Here is a 23,439-nt window from a genome sequence, read left to right on the forward strand (position 1 = left end):
GCGATCGAAGCAAGACCCCACGAGGGGCGGGCCGGCGAGTGTGCGGCCCGTCCCTCTTTTGCGTTCTAGGAAGGTTTCGCAGTGTCCCGATTCGTTGATCGCGTGGTCATCCACGCCGCCGCGGGCGACGGCGGCAACGGCTGCGCCTCGGTGCACCGCGAGAAGTTCAAGCCTCTCGGCGGTCCGGACGGCGGCAACGGCGGCAACGGCGGCGACATCGTGCTCGTCGTCGACTCCGGGGTGCACACGCTCCTGGACTTCCACTTCCGCCCGCACGCTCGCGCCGCCAACGGCAAGCAGGGGCAGGGCAGCAACCGCGACGGTGCGGCGGGTGAGTCCCTCGAGCTGAAGGTGCCCGACGGCACTGTCGTGCTCACCGAGGACGGTGAGGTGCTCGCCGACCTCATCGGCAACGGCACCCGGTTCGTCGCCGCCCGTGGCGGCCGTGGTGGTCTCGGCAACGCGGCTCTCGCGTCCAAAGCCCGCAAGGCCCCCGGCTTCGCCCTCCTCGGCGAGCCCGGCGAGGCCGCGGACCTCGTGCTCGAGCTGCGTTCGGTCGCCGACGTCGGCCTCGTCGGTTTCCCGTCGGCAGGCAAGTCGTCGCTGATCTCCGTGCTGTCCTCGGCCCGCCCGAAGATCGCCGACTACCCGTTCACGACGCTGGTGCCCAACCTCGGCGTCGTCACGGCCGGCGACGCCACCTTCACCGTCGCCGACGTGCCTGGCCTCATCCCCGGCGCCAGCCAGGGCAAGGGACTCGGTCTCGACTTCCTCCGCCACATCGAGCGCTGCTCCGTGCTCGTGCACGTCATCGACTGCGCGACCTACGAGCCCGGCCGCGACCCGGTGTCCGACTTGGACGCCCTCGAAGACGAGCTGGCCCGCTACACGCCCGGCCTCGGTGGCAGCCTCGCAGAGCGCCCTCGCGTGGTGGTGCTCAACAAGATCGACGTGCCGGACGCCCGTGACCTGGCCGAAATGGTCCGCCCCGACTTCGAGGCCCGCGGGTTCCCCGTCTTCGCGGTGTCCACCGCCAGCCACGAAGGCCTCCGCGAGCTGTCCTACGCGCTCGCCAAGATCGTCGATGAGGACCGCGCGAGCCGCCCGTCGCTCGAGGCGAGCCGTATCGTCCTGCGTCCAACCGCGGTCGACGACGCGGGTTTCACGGTGGTCGACGACCCCGAGCAGGAGGGTGGCTTCATCGTCCTCGGCGAACGCCCGGAGCGGTGGGTCCGCCAGACCGCCTTCGACAACGACGAGGCCGTCGGGTACCTGGCCGACCGTCTCGCCCGCCTCGGCGTCGAGAAGGTGCTGGCGGAGCGGGGTGCCACACCGGGCTGCCCGGTCACCATCGGCGGCGTGACCTTCGACTGGGAGCCCTCGATGCAGGCCGGTATCGACATGACCATGCACGAGCGGGGCACCGACCCCCGGCTCGAACGCACCGGCCGGGTCGGCGCGGCCGAGCGCAAGGCGGCCAAGATGGCCCGCCGCACCCCGTCGAGCCAGGAACCGGCCGACGACCAGACCGACGATCAGGAAGACGACGAGTTGTCGTGACCGGAGTGCTGTCCGCGACCAGGTCGCAGGTGGCGGCCGCGCGACGGATCGTGGTGAAGGTCGGTTCGTCCTCCCTCACCACCGCGGAGGGCGGCCTGGACCCGGCCCGCCTTGACGCTCTGGTCGACGCCCTGGCCGCCCGCCGCACCGCGGGAAGCCAGGTGGTGCTGGTGTCTTCCGGCGCCATCGCTTCCGGTCTCGCACCACTGGGCATCAGCCGCCGTCCCCGCGACCTCGCCACCCAGCAGGCGTCGGCGAGCGTCGGCCAGCTGGTCCTCGGCCACGCCTACGTGTCGTCCTTCTCCCGCTACGGCCTCCGCGTCGGCCAGGTGCTGCTCACGTCGGACGACGTTGTCCGACGTGCCCACTACCGCAACGCCCAGCGCACCCTGTCCCGCCTGTTGGCGCTGGGGGTGGTCCCGGTCGTCAACGAGAACGACACGGTCGCCACCGAGGAGATCCGCTTCGGGGACAACGACCGGCTCGCCGCGCTCGTCGCCTACCTCGTCGGTGCCGACGCACTGGTCCTCCTCTCCGACGTCGACGCCCTCTACGACGGCAACCCCCGCCGCCCGGGGGCGCAGCGCATCGCGGAGGTGCTGGACCACGCGGATGTGGCACATGTGCAGGCCGACGATGCCGGTTCGGCCGTTGGCACCGGCGGCATGACCACCAAGCTCGCCTCGGCCCGGCTGGCCTCGGCGGCGGGTGTCCCGGTGCTGCTCGCCGCCGCCGCCGACGCCGGCAGCGCACTCGGCCCTGCTGACGTCGGCACCGCCTTCGCGGCCGGTGGTCGCCGCCTCACCCCACGCCGCTTCTGGCTGGCCTACGCCGCCGACCCCCGCGGGAAACTCCAGCTGGACGACGGCGCCGTCAAGGCGGTCGTGAACCGGCGCCGCTCGCTGCTGGCCGCGGGCATCACGTTGGTGACCGGGGACTTCGAGGCCGGTGACGTGGTGGAACTGACCGACCCGCATGGCGACGTCGTGGCTAGGGGAGTCGTCGCCTTCGACGCCACCGAGCTGCCCTCCCTGATCGGCCATTCCAGCCACGACCTCGCCCCCGAACACCGACGCGAGGTCGTCCACGCCGACGACCTGGTCCCGCTCCGCCGCTGACGCCCGCCACCGACCGGACAGAAACCGGAAGGTCTTCCGTGACGGCGCCGAGTGTTCGGTCCAAGACGGTGGCCATCCGTGGGCGGAGTGGATGCCGTTGGTTGATTGTCCACGTGGAGTTTTCAATGAACGAGCCGCGTGACGGCGGTTGCGTGCTCGGTGCTGGCCGCGACGCATGGGCCTGCGGTCGCGAGCACCAGGTCGGCACCCGAGTCGGCCGGTCATGCTGCCGGCTCGGGTGCCGCCGCCTCCGTCGCGCCTTGGCGCGGGACGGCACGTCCGTGATGTCGCGTATGGAGGTGGGTCAGGTGGTGGTCGCCAGTACGAACGGCAGTACGGCCGGTGCGCCTGCCTCCCGCAGCAGCCTGGTCGCGACCGTCATCGTCCAGCCCGTGTCGAGACGGTCGTCGACCAGCAACACCGGTCCGTTCACCGTGAACAGCCGCTCTGCCAGGTGCGCGTCGACGGTCAGCTTCCGCCACACCTGAGCCAGGCGCAACGCACTGTTGGCCCGGTGCTCGCCCGATGGTTCGGAGCCGATCTCGCCCAGCAGTGTCAACCTTCCGATCGTCGCCAGCCGTTCTCCGAGGCTGGACACCAGTTTCGGCCTGCTCTGCGAACCGATCGTCACCACACCCACCGGACGTTCCGCCCAGTCCCAGGACGCCAGTACCTGAACGCATGCGTTGATCATGTCGTCCGGCACCGGGACGTCCTCGGCGGTCGGCGAGAAAAGCTCGCGCAAACGGTTGCCCCACCCGATGTCCGTCAGCCGGCCCAGCGCTCTACCAGGTGCGGCGACCACCTCTGCGCCGATTCGACCGGACAGCGGCACGTCCAGCTTGGCCATACCGCTCGGCCATTGCCGACGCGGGTCGACCTCGACGCCGGGGCGGCGTAACCGTTCGCCGGCCTCCTGGACCCGGTCCAACGACACCTCGGTGCTCCACCGCGGTCCAGAACAGTTGTCGCACCGGCCGCACGGTGCGGCGTGCGGATCATCCAGCTGCCGCAACAGGAATTCCATCCGGCACTTGTCCGTCGACTGGTAGTCGAGCATCGTCTGCTGCTCGGCCCGCCTCGCCTCGGCGATGCCCTGGTAGCGCTCGCTGTCGTATCGCCACTCGTCACCGGTGGCGATCCAGCCGCCTTTGACCCGCTGCACCGCACCGTCGACGTCCAGGACCTTCAGGACCATCTCGAGCCGCGACCGCGAAAGGTCGCACTGGGGTTCGAGAGCCACTGTGGACAGTGGTCGGCCGGCCGCGGTCAACGCGTCGACCACCTGGCGCACAGCGGGTTCCGGCGGGAACGCCAAGGATGCGAAGTACTTCCAGATCGCTTTGTCCTCCACGCCGGGGAGCAGAAGCACCTCCGCGCGCTCCACACCACGTCCCGCTCGGCCGATCTGCTGGTAGTACGCGATCGGCGACGCAGGCGAACCGAGGTGGATGACGAAGCCCAGGTCTGGTTTGTCGAAACCCATGCCAAGGGCCGACGTCGCCACGACGGCCCTGACCCTGTTGGCCAGCAGGTCCTGTTCGATCCGCTCCCGTTCGGCGGGATCGGTCCGCCCGGTGTAGGCGGCGACCTCGAACCCGTTGTCGCGCAGGAACGACGCCACCTCGTGGGCCGACGCGACGGTCAGCGCGTAGATGATGCCCGACCCCGGCAGCTCGCCGAGGTGCTCGGCCAGCCACGCCATCCGCGCCTGCGGCGTCGGCAGAGCCAGCACGCCGAGGTGCAGGCTGTCGCGGTCCAGTTCACCACGCAGCACCAGCGTGTCCTGCCTGCCGAGGTCGAGCTGGTCGGCGACGTCGCGGACGACGCGGTCGTTGGCGGTCGCCGTCGTCGCCAGCACCGGAACGCCCTCGGGCAGCTCGGTCAGCAGCGTGCGCAGCCTGCGGTAGTCCGGCCGGAAGTCGTGGCCCCAGTCGGAGATGCAGTGCGCCTCGTCGACCACCAGCATGCCCGCCGACGAAGTCAGCTCCGGCAACACGGTTTCGCGGAAGTCGGGGTTGTTCAACCGCTCCGGGCTGACCAGCAGCACATCCGTGCGGCCTGCGAGGACGTCGGCCTGGGCGTCCTGCCACTGGTCGAGGTTCGCGGAGTTGATGGTCGCCGCGTGCACACCGGCCCGCGCCGCCGCGTCGATCTGGTTGCGCATCAGGGCGAGCAGTGGCGAGACGATCACCGTCGGTCCGCTGCCCAGCTCTCTTAACAGTGCGGTGGCGAGGAAGTACACGGCCGACTTGCCCCACCCGGTGCGTTGCACGACGAGCGCGCGCCTGCGGTCGACGACCAGCGCCTTGATGGCTGTCCACTGGTCCTCCCGCAGCGTCGCGCCGTCGCCCGCGAGGGCTCGGAGCCGGTTCTCTGCTGAATTGCGAAGTGCTTGCTCGTCCACGAGACCCACGATGGCGCATCGGGCCGAGGGAGGCCAGGAGAAGGCAGAACGAAAGGGACATTCGCTCGGACAAGTGGTGGGCGACACATCCCGGCCGAACCGTGTGCACGTACGCTGACCAGCTATGACGGGTCGTCGGATCGGGATCATGGGCGGAACCTTCGATCCCGTGCACCACGGGCACCTGGTCGCCGCGAGCGAGGTCCAGTCCAGCTTCGACCTGGACGAGGTGATCTTCGTGCCGACGGGGCAGCCGTGGCAGAAGAGCAACCGCAAGGTCAGCGCCGCGGAGGACCGCTACCTCATGACGGTGATCGCCACCGCGTCCAACCCGCGATTCTCGGTGAGCAGGGTGGACATCGAGCGCGGCGGCACCACGTACACGATCGACACGCTCCGCGACCTGCGCGGGATTCACCCGGACGCGGAGCTGTTCTTCATCACCGGCGCGGACGCGCTCGAGCAGATCCTGTCCTGGCGGCAGGCGGAAGAGCTGTTCTCCCTTGCCCATTTCGTCGGTGTGACCAGGCCCGGTTACCCGCTCGACAGCCGGCATCTGCCTGCCGGTTCGGTGAGTCTCATCGACGTGCCGGCGATGGCGATATCCTCGACAGCGTGCCGTGAACGGGTCGCTTCAGGGCTCCCGGTCTGGTATTTGGTTCCTGACGGCGTTGTCCAATACATCACCAAGAGGGACCTGTATCGGGAGGCTTAACCCGAACGGCCTCCGCACGGGTACTCTCTCAGGGTTGAACAGCCCGCTGCGAGCAGCACCTACGAACGAGGAGTGACGTGGCCGCAACGCACGACGCACGAGAGTTGGCGCTGGTCGCCGCCACCGCGGCAGCCGACAAGAAGGCCAGCGACGTGATCGTGCTCGACGTCTCGGACCAGCTGGTCATCACGGACTGCTTCGTGATCGCCTCCGCACCGAACGAGCGGCTGGTCGGCGCCATCGTCGACAACGTCGAGGAGAAGATGCGCAACGCGGGCACCAAGCCGGTGCGCCGCGAGGGCGCCCGCGAGGGTCGGTGGGTGCTGCTCGACTTCGTCGACGTGGTGGTGCACGTGCAGCACGCCGAGGAACGCGCCTTCTACGGTCTGGAGCGGCTGTGGAAGGACTGCCCGCGCATCGAGTTCGACCCGGACGGCCTGCCCGCCGAGCCGAACGGAGAGGGCGGGACGACGTGACCCTCCAACGGCTCGTCCTGTGGCGACATGGCGAGACCGACTACAACGCCTCCAGCCGCATGCAGGGTCAGCTGGACTCCGTGCTCACGGACGTGGGGCGCAACCAGGCCAGGTTCGCGGTGCCCGCGCTGGCCAGGTTCTCGCCGGACGTCGTCGTGGCGTCGGACCTGAAGCGGGCCACCGACACCGCGACGATCTTCACCGAGGCCACCGGGGTGCCGCTGCGGTTCGACAAGCGGTTGCGTGAGACGCACCTCGGGCTGTGGCAGGGCATGACCGGCCTTGAGGTGGACGAGCAGTGGCCCGGTGCGCGGCAGCTCTGGCAGACCGACCCGACCTGGACACCGCCCGGCGGGGAAGCGCGGGTCGAGGTCGCCGCGCGTGCCTCCGAGGTGGTGACCGACCTCGACGATTCCACTGAGGACACCGCGGTGCTGTGTGCGCACGGCGGCCTGATCACCGCGCTGACCGGCTACCTCCTTGAGCTGCCCGTCACCACGTGGGCGAAGCTCGGCGGTATCAAGAACTGCCACTGGGTGGTGCTCGCGCGGCGGGCGACCAGTGGCCTGTCCTGGCGCCTGATCGTGTACAACGCCGGCATCACCGGCTGAGTCCGCGTTGACGACCCTGTTGGTGTTCGGGGACTCGCTGAGCTTCCACGGACCGGACGGCCCCCACCCCGCGGATGACGAGCGGTTGTGGCCCAACCGCGCCGCCGCCGCACTGGGTGGGCGTGCCGAGTTGTTCGCAGGGGCCGGGTGGACGGCGCGTGACGCGTTCTGGTCCCTCGCGGGTGACCCGAGGGTGTGGGCACAACTGCCGAAGGCCGACGTGCTCGTGCTGGCCGTCGGCAGCATGGACACCCTGCCATCGCCGCTGCCGACCTTCCTGCGGGAAGGGCTGCGCTACCTGCGGCCCGACCCGCTGCGCCGTTGGGCGCGGGAGCGGTATCTCGCCGCGCAGCCGTGGCTGGCCAGGGCGCTGCGAGGTCATCCGGTGGCGTTGCCGCCCGCGCTGACCGTCCGCTACCTGGACCGGGTGCTCGGGTCGATCCGCGCGTTGCGGCCGGACCTGCCCGCGGTGGCGGTGCTGCCGCCGGTGCACCGGGCCAGCTCGTACGGCTTCGTCCACTCTGGGCGGTTGAACGGGACCGCCGCGATCCGGGCCTGGGGTGACGGGGCCGGCGTGCCGCTGCTGGACCTGGCGTCGCTGGTCGGGGACCACGTGCTGGGCGGTAGGGGCAATCCGGACGGCATCCACTGGGGCTGGGAGGCACACAAGCTGGTGGGCAAGGCCCTGGCCGACGAAGCCGGTGCGCTGCTCGACCCGGCCGCGATGACGCTCGTTTCGCCACCGACCACGTAGGCTCTCCGACCGTGCCGGTCGCAGTGGTCACCGATTCGAGTGCGTACCTGCCGGATGGCTTCGCCAACCGGCATGCGGTGCACGTCGTGCCGCTGCACGTGCTGATCGACGAACAGTCCGGGTTGGACGGAGTGGACTTCGGCCCGGTCGAGGTGGCGACCGCGCTGACCGGCAAGAGGACGGTGACGACCTCCCGGCCCAACCCGGACGAGTTCATCCGCACCTTCCAGCGGCTGCTCGACGAGGGCGCGGAGGGCATCGTGTCGGTGCACCTCTCCCGGGAGCTGTCCGGGACCTGGGAATCGGCGCGGTTGGCGGCGCAGGAGGTCGGTGTCGACCGGGTGCGGGTGGTCGACTCGCGGACGACGGTCATGGGCCTCGGTTTCGCCGTGCTGCGCGCTGCGACGGTGGCGGCGGCGGGAGGCACGGCGGAGTCCGTCGAGGAGGCCGCGGTGGCGGCGGCCGCACGGACCACCACGTTCTTCATGGTCGAGACCCTCGAGTACCTGCGCAGAGGCGGCCGGATCGGGTCCGCTGCCGCGTTCTTCGGCACGGCCCTGGCGGTCAAGCCGGTCCTGCACGTCAAGGACGGCCACATCGTGCCGCTGGAGAAGGTGCGCACCACGCACCGGGCGCTCGGGCGCCTCGTCGACCTCGCGGAGCAGGCCAGCGCCGCCAGCGGGGTGCACGGCGTCGAGTTGGCGGTGCACCACCTCGCCGCCCATGAGCGGGCGGCGGAGCTGGCGACCCGGCTGGACGAGCGGGTCGCGCCGTCGTCCGGGTGTCTCGTGTCGGAGCTGGGTGCGGCGATAGGGGCGCACACCGGTCCGGGCATGCTCGCTGTCGTGGTGTGCCCGGTCGAAGGGTAAACCCGCCAGCCTCTCACACCACACCGACAGTTCGGCGTTCTCGAACCGCCCGCCACCGGCAGTTGTCCACAGCCCGCCGACTTGTCCACAGCGAGCGCTCACCGGCCCGGCCAGCCACCCGTTCCCGCATATCGTCGAACCCGTGATCGAAACGACCGCACGGCGTGAACGGAGAATCGACTCGACCAGGGACCGGCTCGCCGGCCTGATGGGCCAGGCCCTGGCGGAACCGAGGGTGGAGACCGCCGAGCTGCCACCCGACCAGGAATGGGACGACGTCTCGGTGGATCCACCCGACCCGCCGTCGCGTGAGCCGTGGTGGCGTGGCCCGGCGGGCAGGCTGATGGCGCAGTGGGCACCGGAGACGGCCGGTGCAGGCCGGCGGAAGCTGGCCGTCGCGGTGGTCGGCGGGTTGGTGCTCGCTGCCATGGTCGCCGTGGGCGTCGCCGTGTCCTCCGGTGGCACCGAGCACGAGGCGCCGCCCGTGCTGCCGGTGGCGGCCGCGAGCGAGTCGAGGGGGCCCGCCGAGACACCCATCGTGGTGAGCGTGGTCGGCCGGGTCGCCCGACCGGGGCTGATCACGCTGCCGGAGGGCGCCCGCGTCGCCGACGCCTTGCGGGAGACGGGCGGACCGGTGCCGGGAGCCGACCTCGGTGCGCTCAACCTGGCGCGCAAGCTCGGCGACGGTGAGCAGATCTACGTCGGTGTGCCACCGCCGCCGGGTGCCGAGCCGGTGACCGGCGCGACGGCCTCCGGCGAGCCAGAGAAGGTCGACCTGAACACGGCGACGCTGACGGATCTCGACGCGTTGCCGGGGGTGGGCCCGGTGACCGCACAGAGCATCGTCGACTGGCGCACCGAGCACGGCCGGTTCGACAGCGTCGACCAGCTACGGGAGATCCACGGCATCGGGCCGAGCCGGTTCGCGAAGCTGCAGGACCTGGTCGTGGCGCGATGATCGGCGGGCTGGGGCTCGAGGTCGGCGGCAGACAGGACTGGCGGCTGGTGCCCGCGGCACTCGTGGTGTGGCTCGCCACGATGGCCGGTCTGCTGCTCGGCTGGTGGTGGTCCGCGGCGACCGCGTTCGCGGGGGTCGTGGTTGGCCTCGCCGTGGCGGTCAGGTTCCGTGGCCGGTCGGCGGTCGCCCGGTGGTGGCGTGCGGGGCTGGCGTGGTCGTTGCTCGTGTGCAGCCTGCTGGTGGGGCTGGTCGGCACGCTCCGGCTGCGCGCCGCCGAGGAGGACCCGCTTCGGCGGCCCGCGGCGGCCGGTTCTTCGGCGGTCGTCCGGGTCGAGGTCACCGAGCGGCCCAAGCCGGTGGTCTCCGCCGGGTTCGGTGGGCAGCAGGGCGGCGTGTGGACCGTGGTGGTGCCTGCCAGGGTCGTGAGCGCGGTGGCGGCCGGTCGTCCGGTGCGATCCACGGGCGCGGTCGTCGTGATCGCGCCCGCCGAGCGGTGGCGTGCGTTGCTGCCGGGACAGCAGGTGACCGCGGTCGCGGTGATGGCGCCCGCCCAGCCCGGCGAGTTGACCGTGGCCGTGCTGCGGGTCCGGGGACCGCCGGAGGCAGTGAGTGCGGCCGCGGTGTGGCAGCGGGTCGCACAGACCCTGCGTGCGGGCCTCCGGGACGCGGCCGGTGTGCTGGACGCGGAGCCGCGTGGGCTGTTGCCCGCGTTGGTCGTCGGCGACACCGATGACCTGCCGCCGCAGGTGGTGGACGAGTTCCAGGCGGCGGGTCTCGCGCACCTGCTCGCTGTCAGTGGCAGCAACCTGGCGATCGTCTGCGTGGCGGTGCTGTTGCTTCTGCGGACGTTGCGCTGCGGACCGAGGACGGCGGCCGCCGGGGCGATGCTCGCCCTGATCGGGTTCGTCGTGCTGGCCGGGCCCGAGCCGAGCGTGCTGCGGGCGGGCGTGATGGGCGCGGTCGGGTTGCTGGCCCTGGCGGTGGGCCGACAGCGGGCGGCGTTGCCCGCGCTCGCAGTCGCCGTGATCGGGCTGGTGCTGTGGGACCCGGCCATGGCGGTGAGCATCGGCTTCGCGTTGTCGGTGCTCGCGACCGGTGGGCTCGTGCTGATCGCGCCGAGGTGGGCGGACAGGCTCGCGGTGCGGGGAGTGCCGCGAGGGCTGGCCGAGGCGTTGGCGGTGCCCGCGGCGGCGCACCTTGTCACGGCGCCGGTGGTCGCGGGGTTCGCGGGTGAGGTGAGCCTCGTCGCGGTCGTCGCGAACCTGCTGGCGGCTCCGGTGGTCGCGCCCGCGACCGTGCTGGGCGTGCTGGCGGCGGTGGTGGCGCCGGTGTCCCGGTGGCTCGCCGAGGTGCTGGTCCGGGTGGCGGGCCCGGAGGCGGACTGGCTGATCCTGGTCGCCCGGCACGCGGCCGACGTCCCGGGAGCGGTGATCGCGTGGCCTGCGGGCTGGCTCGGCGGGATGCTGCTCGCCGGGTGCGTGATGTTGCTGGCGGCGGCGTCGCGCAGGCGACGGCTGCGGGTGCTCATCGGGCTGCTGCTGACCGGTCTGCTGATCGTCGTCGTGCCGCTGCGGGTGATCGCGCCCGGATGGCCGCCGGACAGGTGGGCTGTCGTGGCGTGCGACGTCGGCCAGGGCGACGCGTTGGTGCTCGCGACGGGTGAGGCCGGGCGTGCCGTCGTGGTCGACACCGGACCGGACGCGGCGCCGCTGGCCGGGTGCCTGGACCGGCTGGACGTGGCGCGTGTGCCGCTGGTGGTGCTGAGCCACCTGCACGCGGACCACGTCGGCGGGCTGGACGGGGTGCTGTCGGAACGGGCGGTGGGCGCGGTGGGCGTCAGCAGGGCGCGGCAGCCGCGGTGGGCATGGGAGGACGTGCGGCGGAAGGCGCAGGACGCCGGGGTGCCGGTGTTGCAGCTGAGTGCCGGGCAGCGGCTGAGCTGGCCGGGGTTGGTGATCGAGGTGTTGGCGCCCGACGAGAAGGAGGTGATGCCGGCGGCGGAGTCGGACGGCACGGAGATCAACAACGCGTCGTTGGTGTTGCGGGCGACCACGCCCGCGGGGCGGGTGTTGCTGAGCGGGGACGTGGAGCTGTCGGCGCAGGCGCGGTTGCTGGACGCGGGGGTGGACCTGTCCGCCGACGTGTTCAAGGTGCCGCACCACGGTTCGCGGTACACGTCGCCGGAGTTGTTCTCGGCGACGCGGGCACGGATCGCGCTGGTGAGTGTCGGGGCGGGAAACCGCTACGGGCATCCCAGCCCGTTCACGATGCGACTGCTCGCGCGCACCGGTGCGCTGGTGTTGCGGACCGACACGAGCGGGGACACCGCGATCGTCGCGACGGACAACGGGCCGCGGGCGGTCACCCGTGGCGCGTCGCGGGCACCGCCGGGACGGGCTGGCGACTCTTCATAGGGCTTCTCGTGTCCTGCCGGTGGTGAGGTTCGGAGTCGGCTAGCTTTGCCGGGTGTTCGACAAGCTGCGGAAAGCCGTTGTGGGTGCGGATCTGCCCACCGAGCCGGTGGTGGTCCGGATCCAGGACGCCGCGTTCGGCACGTTCACCGTGACGGGTGCGTGGGATCCGCGCGTGGTGACGGTGACCGGGCCGTGGCAGGCGAGGGTGACGCTCAGCGCGCCGCTGCACATGCCCGACGCGTTGAAGCGACGGCTCGTGTGGCTGGTTCGGCCGCCGCGCATCCTGCCCAACGACCGGCACGCGATCACGTTGACGGTCGACGGGCAGCCCGTGCCGCTGGACTGCGGGCGGCGCGCGATGCGGCGGGCGACGTTCGACGTGCGGGCCACGGTGGCGGGCCGGCAGTACCTGATGCACCACGAAGGCCGATGGCGGGCTCGGTTGGAGCGCAACGGGCGACAGGTGTCTCGGCTGTCCACACCAGACGGTGGGGAGACGGTGCGTGCCGGGTACGAACACGGTGCGGACGTCGTGGACGCCACGGTCGGGGTGGCGCTCGGTCTGGTGCTCGGTGTTGGTGCGCCCGGGTTTCTGCGGAACCTGCTCGCCGCGCTCTGACCCGCAGCGGGTCAGAGCACGGCGAGGTGGCTGTCAGTCGGCCAGGGCTTCGCGGACCGCGGCCGCGGACGGCGGCACCGTCGCACGCGGGCCCACCTTGTCCTGCACGGCATCGAGGGTCTTGAGGCCGTCGCCGGTGATGAGGAGGACCGTCTCGGCCTCGGGGTCGAGCTGGCCGGTCTCGATGAGCTTCTTGGCCGTGGCCACGGTGACACCACCCGCGGTTTCGGCGAAGATGCCTTCGGTCCTGGCCAGCAGGCGGATGCCCGCGACGACCTCGTCGTCGGAGACGTTCTCGACCGCGCCACCCGTGCGCCGGACGACGTCCAGCACGTACGGGCCGTCCGCGGGCGCGCCGATCGCGAGGGACCGGGCGATGGTGTCCGGCTTCACCGGAGTCACGACGTCGTGGCCCGCCTTGTAGGCGGCGGCGACCGGGGAACAGCCGGTGGCCTGCGCACCGAACACGCGGTACGGCCTGCCGTCGACGAGGCCGAGGTCGATCAGCTCGCGGAAACCCTTGTCCACCTTGGTGAGCTGCGAACCGGACGCGATCGGCACGACCACCTGGTCGGGCAGGCGCCAGCCCAGCTGCTCGGCGACCTCGTAGCCGAGGGTCTTCGAACCCTCCGCGTAGTACGGCCGGACGTTGACGTTCACGAACGCCCAGTCCTCGTGCTCCGCGGCCAGTTCGGTGGCGAGCCGGTTCACGTCGTCGTAGTTGCCGTCGACGGCGATCAGCGCGCCGTCGTACACGGCCGTGGTCAGGATTTTCGCCCGTTCGAGGGACGACGGGATGAGCACCACCGACTCCCAGCCCGCGCGGGCCGCGGCGGCCGCGACCGCGTTCGCGAGGTTGCCGGTGGACGGGCACGCGAGCACCCGGAAACCGAGCTGCCGTGCGGCGGCGAGTGCCACGCCGACCACACGGTCCTTGAAGGAGTGTGTCGGGTTGCCGGTGTCATCCTTGACCCACAAGGACTTCATGCCCAGGGCCGCGCCCAGGCGGTCGGCCTTCACGAGCCGCGTGAGGCCGGGCTCGGTGTTGGGGTGCCTGTCCACATCGGACGGGACGGGCAACAGCCCGCGGTACCGCCAGATCGACCTGGGGCCCGCTTCGATCTCGGCTCGGGTGACATCACCGAACTCGTAGGAGACCTCCAGCGGGCCGAAACACTCGCTACACGCGAACTCGGGGGCGAGTGGAATCTGGTTGCCGCATTCCCGGCAGGTCAGGGCGCGTGCGGGCCCGAGGTCGAGCGTGGTGGTGCCGGCGTCGGCGGTGATCGTCATCGCGAGGTGTCTCCTCATCTGTCCCGCGTGCGGGTCGGAATTGGCACCGTGGTCGTCGCCGTCCTCGCGTACGCGAATGATGCGGCTGACGCCGGTTGCCGGGGCTTCTTCGGGCCGATCCCTCTGCCCCTCTGGATGAGCGGTATTCAGTTGTCTGCCGGACACGTTACGGCACGACCCCGTGACTCGGCCAATGTGAGGTCCATCATCCGAGAGCGGGTTCAGCGGGCCTCGAGGGCGGCGGCCTGCCCGTCGGCCCGGCCGTGGGCGGGTGATGCGAGGATGGCGGGGTGAAGGCGCCCGCCGTGACCCCGCCCGCACTGCAGCTCGTGCTGGGCGAAGAGGAACTGCTGGTCGAACGGGCCGTCCAGGCCGCGGTGGAGGCGTCGCGTCTCGCCGACCCGACGGCCGAGACGACCCGAGTGAAGGTGACCGACCTGACCGCACCGGAGCTCGCGGAACTCGTCAGCCCTTCGCTGTTCGCCGAGCGGCGCGTGATCGTCCTGGAGGGTGCGCAGGAGGCGGGCAAGGACATCGCCGTGTCGATCGCCGCCTACGTCAAGGAACCCGCCGACAGCGTGCAGCTTGTCGTGCTGCACAACGGTGGTGGCCGCAAGCCTGGCAAGGACCTGGTGACCGCGATGCGGTCGGCGGACGCGCAGGTCGTCGAATGCCCGAAAATCACCAAACCGGGTGACCGCGAATCGTTCGTCCGGAACGAGATCCGCCGGGCGGGTGGGAAAACGGACCTGGAGGCGGTACGAGAGCTGATCGAGTCCGTCGGATCCGACCTCAGGGAACTCGCCGCCGCGGCGGCACAACTGGTCGCGGACACCAACGGTCAGGTCACGGTCGAGGCGATCCGCCGCTACCACCGGGGCCGAGCGGACGTGACGGGGTTCGCGGTCGCGGAGAAGGCCGTCACCGGCGACGTGACGGGTGCGCTGGAGATGCTGCGCTGGGCGATGCAGCTGGGTGTGCCGCACGTGCTCGTGGCCGACGCGCTGGCCGACGCCGTGCGCACGGTCGCGAAGGTGGCCGGCGCGGGCCGGGCCGACCCGTTCCGGCTGTCGAGTGAGCTGGGGATGCCCGCGTGGAAGGTCCGCAAGGCGCTGGCGCAGTCGCGTGGGTGGCACCCGGCGGGCCTGGTGATGGCGATGCGGGTGGTGGCCGACGTCAACGCGGACGTGAAGGGTGTCGCGGCGGACGCGGGCTACGCGCTGGAGCGGGCCGTGCTGAAGCTGGCGGAAGCCCGCCGCCGGACCTGACCGTCACCGGGTGTGCTTGACCCTGATGGACGCTCGCTGACCAGCGGATTCATCGAAAACGGCCGGTGGGCAACCCCCACCCGAACCCGGGGGCATCCCGCCTTGCCAGTCTACCGGATGGGGGTGTCAGTGGGTGGGGTGTCGATCTTGGTTGTGGATAACCGGAGCGGTTGTGGACAAGTCCGGACATGACGAGGGCGCGCCGGCTGTGCCGGCGCGCCCTCGGGGTGTTCTGGGCAGATCTGGGTCAGATCTGGTTCGCGCGCTTCGCCATGGCGGACTTCTTGTTCGCCGCCTGGTTCGCGTGGATCACGCCCTTGCCCGCCGCCTTGTCGAGCTTGCGGCTGGCTTCCTGCAGCAGCTCCACGGCCTTCGCCTTGTCGCCGGCGTCGGCTGCTTCTCGGAACTTGCGGATCGCGGTCTTCACCGAGGACTTGACGGACTTGTTGCGCTGGCGCGCCTTCTCGTTCGTCTTGATCCGCTTGATCTGGGACTTGATGTTGGCCATGGGGGACTACTCCTCGATGTCGATCACGGTTGTCGTGACCGCATTTAGGGTGGCCCCTCCGGAACGGACGGGTTTCCTCCTGGGCGGAATGCCACACGGGCACGACCCGGTGAGACTACCAGGGCGGTTCAGCGGCCTGCCTGGAAGCTCCTGGTCTTGCCGGTGCCCGCGCCGCGCGGCAGGTGGGCGGCGGTCACAGCTCCACCTCGCTTCCCGGGCCGTCACCGTCGTCGTCCACGGGCTCCGCCTTCGGCGGCCGTCCTCGCCTCGGCAGCTTCCCCGCGTGGTCCGGCAGTCGTCCTGCCTGCGACAACGCCCGGCGGAGCAGGAACTCGATCTGCGCGTTGGTGCTGCGCAGCTCGTCACCAGCCCAGCGGGCCACCGCGTCGTGGATCGCGGGATCCAGACGGAGGAGGACCTTCTTGCGCTCCGGCACGAAATCAGTGGTAGAGCGAGCCGGTGTTGACCACGGGCTGGGTTTCGCGGTCCGAGCACAGCACCACGAGCAGGTTGCTGACCATCGTCGCCTTCCGTTCCTCGTCCAGCTCGACCACCTCCTGCTCGGCGAGCTCCCGCAGCGCCAGCTGGACCATGCCGACCGCGCCCTCGACGATGCGCTGCCTTGCCGCGACCACCGCGCCCGCCTGCTGGCGGCGCAGCATCGCACCGGCGATCTCCGACGCGTACGCCAGGTGCGTGATGCGGGACTCGATCACCTCGACACCGGCCGCCTCGACGCGTGCCGCGATCTCCCTGGACAGCTTCTCGGTGATCTCCGACGCGTTCTCCCGCAGCGAGAGCTGGTCGATGCCGTGCGCGTCGTACGGGTAGCTCGTCGCGATGTGGCGGACCGCGGTCTCGGCCTGGATGGTCACGAACTCGTCGTAGTCGTCGACCTCGAACACCGCGCGGGCCGTGTCCGTGATCCGCCACACCACCACGGCGGCGATCTCGATCGGGTTGCCGTCGGCGTCGTTGACCTTGGTCACCGCGGTCTCGTGGTTGCGGATCCTGGTCGAGATGCGCCGCCGGACGGTGAACGGGTTGACGAACCGCAGCCCGTCCGTGCGCACCGTGCCGACGTAGCGGCCAAGGAACTGCAGGACGCGGGCCTCGCCGGGAGCCACCATGATCAGGCCGACGTTGAGGACGAGGGCGCCGACGAACAGCACGGCCGACAGCGCGATCAGGACGATGCCCGAGGTCCTCGGGTCGCTCTCCCCGCCTGCCGCCCGGACGACGCCGATGAGCAGGAGCGCGAGCCCGCCGAGGTAGGCGAGCGCCACCAGGCCGAGCACCGGCAGCCCTGAGCTGCCGAACGCCACGCGCTCACGCACGTGTGGCGCGGGCATGGCCGGTGTGTCGACGACGAGATCGGTCGCGTTCATGGCGTTCCCCTCGGGCGGTGTTGCGTCTAGCAAAGTGATATCACATTAGCGTAGTGTCCAGTCCATGAGCGAGGCACTTCGCCTGACACGGCTGTACAAGACTTTCGGCACGACCATCGCGGTCGACCACATCGACCTGGCGGTGCCAGCGGGCTCGTTCTTCGGGCTGGTGGGACCCAACGGAGCGGGCAAGACGACGTCGCTGTCGATGGCCGTCGGACTGCTGCGGCCGGACGCGGGCACGGCGACGATCTTCGACGTCGACGTGTGGGCGGACCCCCTGCGTGCCAAGAGCCTGATCGGGGTGCTGCCCGACGGCATGTCGATGCCGGAGCGGCTGACCGGCCGCGAGCTGCTCACCTACATGGGCCTGCTGCGCGGGCTGCCCTCGGCCACGGTCGCGGAACGGGCCGACGAGCTGCTCACCGTGCTGGAGCTGGCCGACGCGCAGCACCGGCTGGTCATCGACTACTCCGCCGGCATGCGGAAGAAGATCGGCCTCGCCGTCGCGCTCCTGCACGCGCCCCGCCTGCTGGTGCTCGACGAGCCGTTCGAGGCGGTCGACCCGGTGTCGGCGTCGACGATCCGCACGATCCTGCAGCGGTTCGTCGCCTCCGGCGGCGCGGTCGTGCTGTCCAGCCACGTGATGGCTCTGGTCGAGCAGCTGTGCAGCCACGTCGCGGTGATCACGCGGGGCCGGGTCGTCGCCGCCGGGCCGGTGGACCTGGTGCGGGGCGCGACGAGCCTCGAGGAGGCGTTCGTGCACATCGTCGGCGGGCGCACCGGCGGCACGGAGGGGTTGTCGTGGTTGGCGTCCTGATCCGGATGCGGTGGCGGGTGCTGCGGCACTCGCTGCACGGCAAACAGGCCGTGCTGACCGTGCTGGGGTTCGTCGCCGGTCTGCTCGCGGCCGGCGCGACGCTCGTGGTGGCCGCCGCGCCGATCGACGATCCCGCGGTGGCGGCGGACGTGCTCGCCGCCGTCTATCTCCTGTGGACGATCGGCTGGCTGTTCGCGCCCGTGCTGTCCGGCGGCGGCGACGAGACGTTGCGGCCGGAGCACTTCGCGTTGGTGCCGCTGACCTCCCGGCAACTGGCCGCGGGGCTGCTGGGGGCGGCCTTCGCCGGGGTGCCCGCCATCGTGACCGCGGTGGCGTTCTGCGGCCTGTTCCTGCACGCGTCCGGTGCGCACGTGCTGGTCGCGGTGGTGGCCATGCCACTGCAACTGGTGTTCGTGATCCTGCTGTCGCGGGTGACGATGGCGGCCCTTGGCGCGGTGCTGCGGTCCCGACGCGGCCGTGACCTGGGGATCCTGCTGACCGCGGTGGTCGGCATGTCCGGGTTCCTGGTGCAGGCGCTGGTGCGGACGCTGGGCCCGGGCCTCGTGAACGGTGAGTCGCCCGTGCTGTCGGCGGTGCTGCGGTGGTCGCCGTCCGGGTGGGGGACGGTCGCGGTGACGTCGTCGTGGCCGGTCGCGCTCGCGTGCGTGGCCGGGCTGGCCGTCGTGAACGCCGCACTGCTCGCGGTGTGGGGCGTGCTGCTGGTGCGGCGCACGACACGGGTCGCTGCGACGGCGGGTGCGGTGCGGGGGCGGGCCTTCGGCGGGCTGCTGCCCGCGACACCGGTCGGCGCGGTGGTCGGCAAGGAGTTGCGGACATGGGCGCGGGACGCGCGGCGGCGGGTGACGATCCTGTCGATCGTGCTGGTCGGGGTGGTGATCTCGCTGGGACCGCTGCTGTCCGGGGAAGGCAGCGGACCGTCGCCGTTCGGCGGGCTCGCGCTGGTGGCGTTCGGCTGTCTCATGGCCGGGAACCTGTACGGGATGGACGGCAGCGCGCTGTGGCACACCCTGGTCGCGCCGGGCGCGGAGCGGGTGGACGTGCGGGGGCGGCAGGTGGCGTGGCTGCTGGTGGTCGGGCCGGTGGCGCTCCTCCTCGCGCTGGTGCTGCCCGCGGTGTCGGATCCGGGGACCTACCCGTGGGTGCTGGGGCTGGTGCCCGCGTTGCTCGGCGGTGGCGCCGGACTGGTCGTGCTGCTGTCGGTGTTCGCCGGGTACCCGATGCCGGACCAGCGGGCGAGCCCGTTCGCGTCCGGCGGGAGTCCCGGGTTGCTGCGGGCGTTGCTGCAGATCGGGATCAGCCTGCTGCTGGCCTTGGTGGCACTGCCGGTGGTGGCACTCGTGGTGGCCGGTGAGGTCACCGGCGTGCCCGCGGTGTCGTGGCTCGGGGTGCCGGTCGGCGTCGGCATCGGGGTGCTGACGTTCTGGTGGTGGGGCGCGGTCGCCGCGCGGCGGCTCGCGGCCCGCGGGCCGGAGCTGCTTGGGCAGGTCGCGAAGCGGGTGTGAGTCATCGGTGACGCGGGGGTGCAGACTTGCCCGCGCTGCGGAGACTTCCCGACCAGTCCCCACCGAAGGAGCGACTTTCCATGTCCTACGTCAACCCGGCCGAACTGGTCGCCAAGATGGTCGACGCCGGTGCCGCCAAGGCCTTCATGTCCACCCGCGACACCATCATCCGCGCGTTCATGGCCGGGGCGATCCTCGCGCTCGCCGCCGCGTTCGCGGTCACGGTGACGTGCAGACCGGACAGCCGCTCGTCGGCGCACTGCTCTTCCCGGTCGGGTTCTGCCTGCTGTATCTGCTGGGGTTCGACCTGCTGACCGGGGTCTTCACGCTGGTTCCGCTGGCGCTGATCGACAAGCGGCCCGGGGTGCGGCCGCGCACGGTGCTGCGCAACTGGAGCCTGGTGTTCGTCGGCAACTTCGCGGGCGCGCTGGTCGTCGCGCTCATGATCGCGGTGATCGTCACCTTTTCGTTCACCGAGGCCCCGGACGCGGTCGGCAGGCAGCTCGGCGTGATCGGCGAGAGCAGGACAGTCGGGTACGCCGAGCACGGCGCTGCCGGGATGCTGACCCTGTTCATCCGCGGTGTGCTGTGCAACTGGATGGTCTCCACCGGTGTGGTCGCCGCGATGATCTCGACCTCCGTGTCCGGCAAGGTGATCGCGATGTGGATGCCGATCCTGGTCTTCTTCTACATGGGGTTCGAGCACTCGGTCGTCAACATGTTCCTGTTCCCGTCCGGCCTGATGCTCGGCGGCGACTTCTCGGTCGGCGACTACCTGCTGTGGAACGAGATCCCCACCGTGGTCGGGAACCTCGTCGGCGGCCTCACCTTCGTGGGGCTGACGATGTACGCGACCCACGGGCGCACCGCCCCGGCCCGCGACGGTGTGGTCGAGGCGCCGGCGAAGACAACGGTCGGGTAGTGACAGGGTGGGGTGGTGCACCCGGTAGCGATCGTGCTCGTCCTCAGCGCGGCGGTCGCGCACGCCGGGTGGAACATCTTCGCCAAGCGGGTGCCCGACGGCGGCGCGCTGTTCGTGTGGCTCGGCGCGGCCTGGAGCGGGATCTTCCTGCTGCCGGTCACCGTCGTGATCGTGTGGCGGGACGGCATGGCGGCCTCATGGTGGCTCGCCTTCGCCGTCAGCGGTGTCGTCCACCTCGGGTACTTCGTGTTGCTGCAGCGGGGTTACCGGGTCGGTGACCTGTCCGTGGTGTACCCGCTCGCGCGGGGGACCGGGCCGCTCCTGTCCGTCGTGGCCGCCGTCTGGCTGCTCGGTGAGCGGCCCGGGCTCGTGGCGCTCGCCGGGGCCGCGGCCGTGGTCGCCGGGGTCTTCATCATCGGAGGGCTCGGGACCGGCCCCGGCGTGGGGTACGGGCTCGCCACGGGCACGCTGATCGCCACGTACACGCTCTGGGACGCGCACGCCGTCACCGCGCTCGCCGTGCCGCCGGTGCTCCTCATGTGTGGTTCCGCGCTCGTGGAGACCGTGCTCCTCGCCCCCTACGCGCTGGCGCGGCGCGACGCCGTGGGACGGATCTGGCGCGAGCACCGCGCGGCCGTGCTCGCCGTCGCCGTGCTCTCGCCGCTCGCCTACGTGCTGGTGCTCTTCGCGATGCGGCTGGCGCCGGTCAGCATGGTGGCGCCGGCCAGGGAGCTGTCCATCGTGGCCGGGAGCCTCGGGGCCTGGTTGCTGCTGGGCGAGCCGAACCCCGTCCGCCGCCTGTCCGGGGCGGTGATCGTCCTCGCGGGGGTGGCGGCGATCGCGGTCGCCTGAGTGGTTCGTGCCGGCGGAGAGAGCAACCTCGGGCGTGCGTCACCCGCGCAGGTCCCGGTAGGCCGTCGCCGCGCCGGGGTGCATCGGCAGTGGCGCGGTCGCGATGAGTGAGCGCTGGTCGAGGTACTGGGTGCCGAGCGCCTGCGGCGGCACCAGCCGGGACGCGCGCGTGACGAGCACACCGGCCACCGCGGCGGCGACGTCGTCGGGCAGGTCGCGGTGGGTGACCAGCAGGTTCGGCACGCCGATGGTGTCGACCGGGTGGCCGTAGCCGCCGTCGGGGACCGCGACCCGTTCGTACACCGGGCCGTGCGCGGACTGCAGCGCGGCGAGCTGGTCGGTGAGGTCGATCAGCCGGATCGGGCGGCGGCGGTGCAGCTCCGCGATCGCCGGGGTGGGCACGCCGCCCGACCACAGGATGGCGTCGACACCGCCCTCCGCCAGCTCCGCGACAGCCTCGGCGAGGGGGTTGTGGTCGACGGTCGCGGTGACGCCGCTCCGCGCCAGCAACCGGTCGCCGAACAGCGCCGCGCCGGAACCTTCCGCCCCCAACGAGAGCCGACGGCCCGCGAGATCGGCGACCGACCGGGCCGGACTGTCGGCGGGGACGACCAACTGCATGTAGTTCTCGTAGACGCGGCCGATCGCGCGCAGTGGCACGGGGGTGGTGAAGGGGGCGCGGCCCGCGTAGGCGGCGGCCGCCGCGTCGGCGAGGGTGAGCGCGAGGTCGGCCCCGCCGTCGCGGACGAGGCCGAGGTTGGCGACGGAGCCGGTGGTGGACAGGACGGTCGCGGGCAGCTCACCCGCCAGCAGGTCGGCGAACTCCTTGTAGAAGCCGCCTGGTTCGCCCGCCGCGACCCGGAGTGTCTGTTGTGGACCGCTGGTGCACGCGGTGGCGAGGAATGCGGTGGCGAGGGTGAGGAACGTGCGGCGGGTCGGCCTCCGGCCCCCGGGTTCGACGTTACCGGAAGGGGGCGACATCTTCGGTGGCGTGGGGCCGGGTTGTCCACAGGTCATGGTGCCGTCCGCAGGGTGATGTCCACGGCCAGGCCACCGCGGTCGCCGGTCCGGACCGTGAGCCCGCCGCCGTGGGCGGTGGTCAGGCGTTCCGCGATCGCCAGGCCGAGCCCGGAGCCGGGGGCGGCGGTCGGCGCGCGCCAGAAACGTTCCGTGAGCCGCTGTAGGTGCTCCTCCGGTACCCCGGGGCCGTCGTCGTCGATGGTCAGCGTCGTCGCCGCGCCGGTGCGGCGGCACGTCCAGCGGACCGTCGCGCCCGTGCCCGCGTACTTGATGGCGTTGTCCAGCACGACGTCCAGCACCTGCGCCAGCTCCGGTTCCGCGCAGCGCACGGGAAGCGCCGCCGGGATCTCGCCCGCCAGGCGCACGCCCGCCGTGTCCGCTGCCCGCTGCCACGCCTCGACCCGGTCGGCCAGCACGGTCGCCGCGTCGCAGCGGGGGTCCGTGGCCGACGCGGCCAGGTCCGTCGCCTTGCTGTCCGCCGACGCGAGCGTCAACATGCCGTCCAGCAACGCTTCCAGCCGGTCAAGTTCGCGGACCACCGGGTCGTGGGCGGGGTCGGCGGCGGCGAGCGTGTCGATGCGCAACCGCAGCGCCGCCAAGGGGTTGCGGAGCTGGTGTGACGCGTCCGCGACCAGCTGCCGTTGCCTGCCAGCCGACTCGGCGAGCGCGTCGGACATCTGGTTGAACTGTTCCGCCAGCCCACGCAGCTCCGGCGGGCCGGTACCGACGTCGACATGGGTGCGTTCGCGGCCGGCCGCCACCGCGTGCACCCCGTCCGCCAGCTGCGCCACCGGCCGCAGCAGCCAGCGCGCGATCCGCAGCACCAGCAGCACACACGCGACCGCGGCGACCAGCGCCGCGAACAGCACCACCGCCCAGCGGAACCGGATGTCGGCCACGGCCCGCGCCACCGGCGACCGCAGCACCACGGCACCCGACACGCTCGTCCCCGTGCCGACCGGCTGCGTGAACAGCACGCTGCCATCCGACCACGGGCGCAGCTCGCCGGGCGCCTGCCTCGGCTGGTTGCGCAACGCCGCGTCGATCGCCGCCGCCACGTCGGGGTCCGTGGCCAGCATCCCCGCCTCCACCACGACCCGGCGGCGGGCGTCCACGACCACCACGTCGTCGCCGTACAGGGTCGTGTGCGCACGGACCTCGGTGACCAGGTGGGCGCGGTTCTCCTGTGCCAGCGCGGCGAACCGGGCCGTGTCGGCCGTGCGGGACAGCACGAACTGCTGGGTCCGGTTGGCCGCGGTCGTCAGCAGCAACGGCACCGCGAACCCGGCGACCGCGACCACCGCGAACGCCAGCAGCACCAGCAACAACCGCCGCCGCAAGGAC

Annotated in this window: 23 protein-coding genes and 1 riboswitch; of the genes, 16 read left to right on the top strand and 7 right to left on the bottom strand. The window is 71.7% G+C overall.

Annotated elements, in window-relative coordinates:
• Window positions 1–81: 81 nt before the first annotated feature.
• Entirely contained in the window at window positions 82–1,560 is a 1,479-nt protein-coding gene (gene obgE, locus ACFPCV_RS32755) for a GTPase ObgE (RefSeq protein WP_378060684.1), read from the top strand.
• A gap of 8 nt (window positions 1,561–1,568) precedes the next feature.
• Window positions 1,569–2,678, top strand: coding sequence for a glutamate 5-kinase (gene proB, locus ACFPCV_RS32760; RefSeq protein WP_378061179.1), 1,110 nt, complete (start codon window positions 1,569–1,571; stop codon window positions 2,676–2,678).
• 304 nt (window positions 2,679–2,982) lie between these two features.
• On the opposite strand, the gene ACFPCV_RS32765 is transcribed toward proB, so the two are convergent.
• On the bottom strand, window positions 2,983–5,085 hold the full coding sequence (locus ACFPCV_RS32765; RefSeq protein ID WP_378060686.1) for a RecQ family ATP-dependent DNA helicase: 2,103 nt from the start codon (window positions 5,083–5,085) through the stop codon (window positions 2,983–2,985).
• Between the two features lie 124 nt (window positions 5,086–5,209).
• Here ACFPCV_RS32765 and nadD point away from each other — a divergent pair, with 124 nt between their 5' ends.
• From nadD to ACFPCV_RS32805, 8 genes are all read left to right on the top strand, one after another.
• On the top strand, window positions 5,210–5,800 hold the full coding sequence (gene nadD / locus ACFPCV_RS32770) for a nicotinate-nucleotide adenylyltransferase (RefSeq protein ID WP_378060688.1): 591 nt from the start codon (window positions 5,210–5,212) through the stop codon (window positions 5,798–5,800).
• Between the two features lie 77 nt (window positions 5,801–5,877).
• A complete protein-coding gene (gene rsfS, locus ACFPCV_RS32775) occupies window positions 5,878–6,276 on the top strand; it encodes a ribosome silencing factor (RefSeq protein WP_378060690.1) in 399 nt (132 codons plus the stop codon).
• Window positions 6,273–6,887, top strand: coding sequence for a histidine phosphatase family protein (locus tag ACFPCV_RS32780; protein WP_378060692.1), 615 nt, complete (start codon window positions 6,273–6,275; stop codon window positions 6,885–6,887). Before rsfS ends, ACFPCV_RS32780 begins: the two co-directional genes overlap by 4 nt.
• A gap of 7 nt (window positions 6,888–6,894) precedes the next feature.
• On the top strand, window positions 6,895–7,641 hold the full coding sequence (gene octT, locus ACFPCV_RS32785) for a diglucosylglycerate octanoyltransferase (RefSeq protein WP_378060694.1): 747 nt from the start codon (window positions 6,895–6,897) through the stop codon (window positions 7,639–7,641).
• Window positions 7,642–7,652: 11 nt separating this feature from the next.
• Window positions 7,653–8,510, top strand: a complete 858-nt coding sequence (locus ACFPCV_RS32790) for a DegV family protein (RefSeq protein WP_378060696.1) — start codon at window positions 7,653–7,655, stop codon at window positions 8,508–8,510.
• Between the two features lie 142 nt (window positions 8,511–8,652).
• Window positions 8,653–9,468, top strand: a complete 816-nt coding sequence (locus ACFPCV_RS32795; RefSeq protein WP_378060698.1) for a ComEA family DNA-binding protein — start codon at window positions 8,653–8,655, stop codon at window positions 9,466–9,468.
• Window positions 9,465–11,882 (top strand): DNA internalization-related competence protein ComEC/Rec2, encoded by a 2,418-nt coding sequence (locus ACFPCV_RS32800; protein ID WP_378060700.1) that lies wholly within the window; start codon window positions 9,465–9,467, stop codon window positions 11,880–11,882. The genes ACFPCV_RS32795 and ACFPCV_RS32800 overlap by 4 nt, the downstream gene beginning before the upstream one ends.
• A 52-nt stretch (window positions 11,883–11,934) precedes the next feature.
• The gene (locus ACFPCV_RS32805) at window positions 11,935–12,501 is read left to right on the top strand and encodes a hypothetical protein (protein ID WP_378060702.1); all 567 of its coding nucleotides are present in this window, start codon (window positions 11,935–11,937) and stop codon (window positions 12,499–12,501) included.
• A gap of 33 nt (window positions 12,502–12,534) precedes the next feature.
• Here the strand turns inward: ACFPCV_RS32805 and thrC are convergent, their stop codons facing one another.
• Window positions 12,535–13,794: a threonine synthase gene (thrC, locus tag ACFPCV_RS32810; protein WP_378060704.1), complete on the bottom strand. Its 1,260-nt coding sequence runs from the start codon at window positions 13,792–13,794 to the stop codon at window positions 12,535–12,537.
• Between the two features lie 11 nt (window positions 13,795–13,805).
• A riboswitch (SAM riboswitch) is annotated at window positions 13,806–13,936 on the bottom strand.
• Window positions 13,937–14,084: 148 nt separating this feature from the next.
• Between thrC and holA the strand changes: the two genes are divergently transcribed.
• Window positions 14,085–15,062, top strand: a complete 978-nt coding sequence (holA, locus tag ACFPCV_RS32815) for a DNA polymerase III subunit delta (protein WP_378060706.1) — start codon at window positions 14,085–14,087, stop codon at window positions 15,060–15,062.
• A gap of 247 nt (window positions 15,063–15,309) precedes the next feature.
• On the opposite strand, the gene rpsT is transcribed toward holA, so the two are convergent.
• The 3 genes from rpsT to ACFPCV_RS32830 all read right to left on the bottom strand — a co-directional run bounded on the left by rpsT (window position 15,310) and on the right by ACFPCV_RS32830 (window position 16,958).
• Window positions 15,310–15,570, bottom strand: a complete 261-nt coding sequence (gene rpsT / locus ACFPCV_RS32820; RefSeq protein ID WP_378060708.1) for a 30S ribosomal protein S20 — start codon at window positions 15,568–15,570, stop codon at window positions 15,310–15,312.
• A gap of 193 nt (window positions 15,571–15,763) precedes the next feature.
• Complete coding sequence (locus tag ACFPCV_RS32825) at window positions 15,764–16,006, bottom strand: type II toxin-antitoxin system antitoxin (protein ID WP_378060710.1); 243 nt, start codon at window positions 16,004–16,006, stop codon at window positions 15,764–15,766.
• Between the two features lie 4 nt (window positions 16,007–16,010).
• Window positions 16,011–16,958 (bottom strand): SPFH domain-containing protein, encoded by a 948-nt coding sequence (locus tag ACFPCV_RS32830; RefSeq protein WP_378060712.1) that lies wholly within the window; start codon window positions 16,956–16,958, stop codon window positions 16,011–16,013.
• A 64-nt stretch (window positions 16,959–17,022) separates the two neighbouring features.
• Here ACFPCV_RS32830 and ACFPCV_RS32835 point away from each other — a divergent pair, with 64 nt between their 5' ends.
• The 5 genes from ACFPCV_RS32835 (at window position 17,023) to ACFPCV_RS32855 (ending at window position 21,075) form a co-directional block, all read left to right on the top strand.
• Window positions 17,023–17,778: an ABC transporter ATP-binding protein gene (locus tag ACFPCV_RS32835; protein ID WP_378060714.1), complete on the top strand. Its 756-nt coding sequence runs from the start codon at window positions 17,023–17,025 to the stop codon at window positions 17,776–17,778.
• Window positions 17,763–19,301, top strand: coding sequence for a hypothetical protein (locus ACFPCV_RS32840; RefSeq protein WP_378060716.1), 1,539 nt, complete (start codon window positions 17,763–17,765; stop codon window positions 19,299–19,301). The genes ACFPCV_RS32835 and ACFPCV_RS32840 overlap by 16 nt, the downstream gene beginning before the upstream one ends.
• 80 nt (window positions 19,302–19,381) lie before the next feature.
• A complete protein-coding gene (locus tag ACFPCV_RS32845) occupies window positions 19,382–19,615 on the top strand; it encodes a hypothetical protein (protein WP_378060718.1) in 234 nt (77 codons plus the stop codon).
• Window positions 19,531–20,223, top strand: a complete 693-nt coding sequence (locus ACFPCV_RS32850; RefSeq protein WP_378060720.1) for a formate/nitrite transporter family protein — start codon at window positions 19,531–19,533, stop codon at window positions 20,221–20,223. The genes ACFPCV_RS32845 and ACFPCV_RS32850 overlap by 85 nt, the downstream gene beginning before the upstream one ends.
• Window positions 20,224–20,238: 15 nt before the next feature.
• Window positions 20,239–21,075: an EamA family transporter gene (locus ACFPCV_RS32855; RefSeq protein ID WP_378060722.1), complete on the top strand. Its 837-nt coding sequence runs from the start codon at window positions 20,239–20,241 to the stop codon at window positions 21,073–21,075.
• Between the two features lie 39 nt (window positions 21,076–21,114).
• On the opposite strand, the gene ACFPCV_RS32860 is transcribed toward ACFPCV_RS32855, so the two are convergent.
• Together ACFPCV_RS32860 and ACFPCV_RS32865 are read right to left on the bottom strand one after the other, a co-directional pair.
• Window positions 21,115–22,056: a TAXI family TRAP transporter solute-binding subunit gene (locus ACFPCV_RS32860; RefSeq protein WP_378060724.1), complete on the bottom strand. Its 942-nt coding sequence runs from the start codon at window positions 22,054–22,056 to the stop codon at window positions 21,115–21,117.
• Window positions 22,057–22,088: 32 nt separating this feature from the next.
• Complete coding sequence (locus tag ACFPCV_RS32865) at window positions 22,089–23,435, bottom strand: sensor histidine kinase (protein WP_378060726.1); 1,347 nt, start codon at window positions 23,433–23,435, stop codon at window positions 22,089–22,091.
• Window positions 23,436–23,439: the final 4 nt, after the last annotated feature.

The organism is Actinophytocola glycyrrhizae, from assembly GCF_042653545.1.
In the GTDB taxonomy this organism is placed as follows: Bacteria; Actinomycetota; Actinomycetes; order Mycobacteriales; family Pseudonocardiaceae; genus Actinophytocola; species Actinophytocola glycyrrhizae.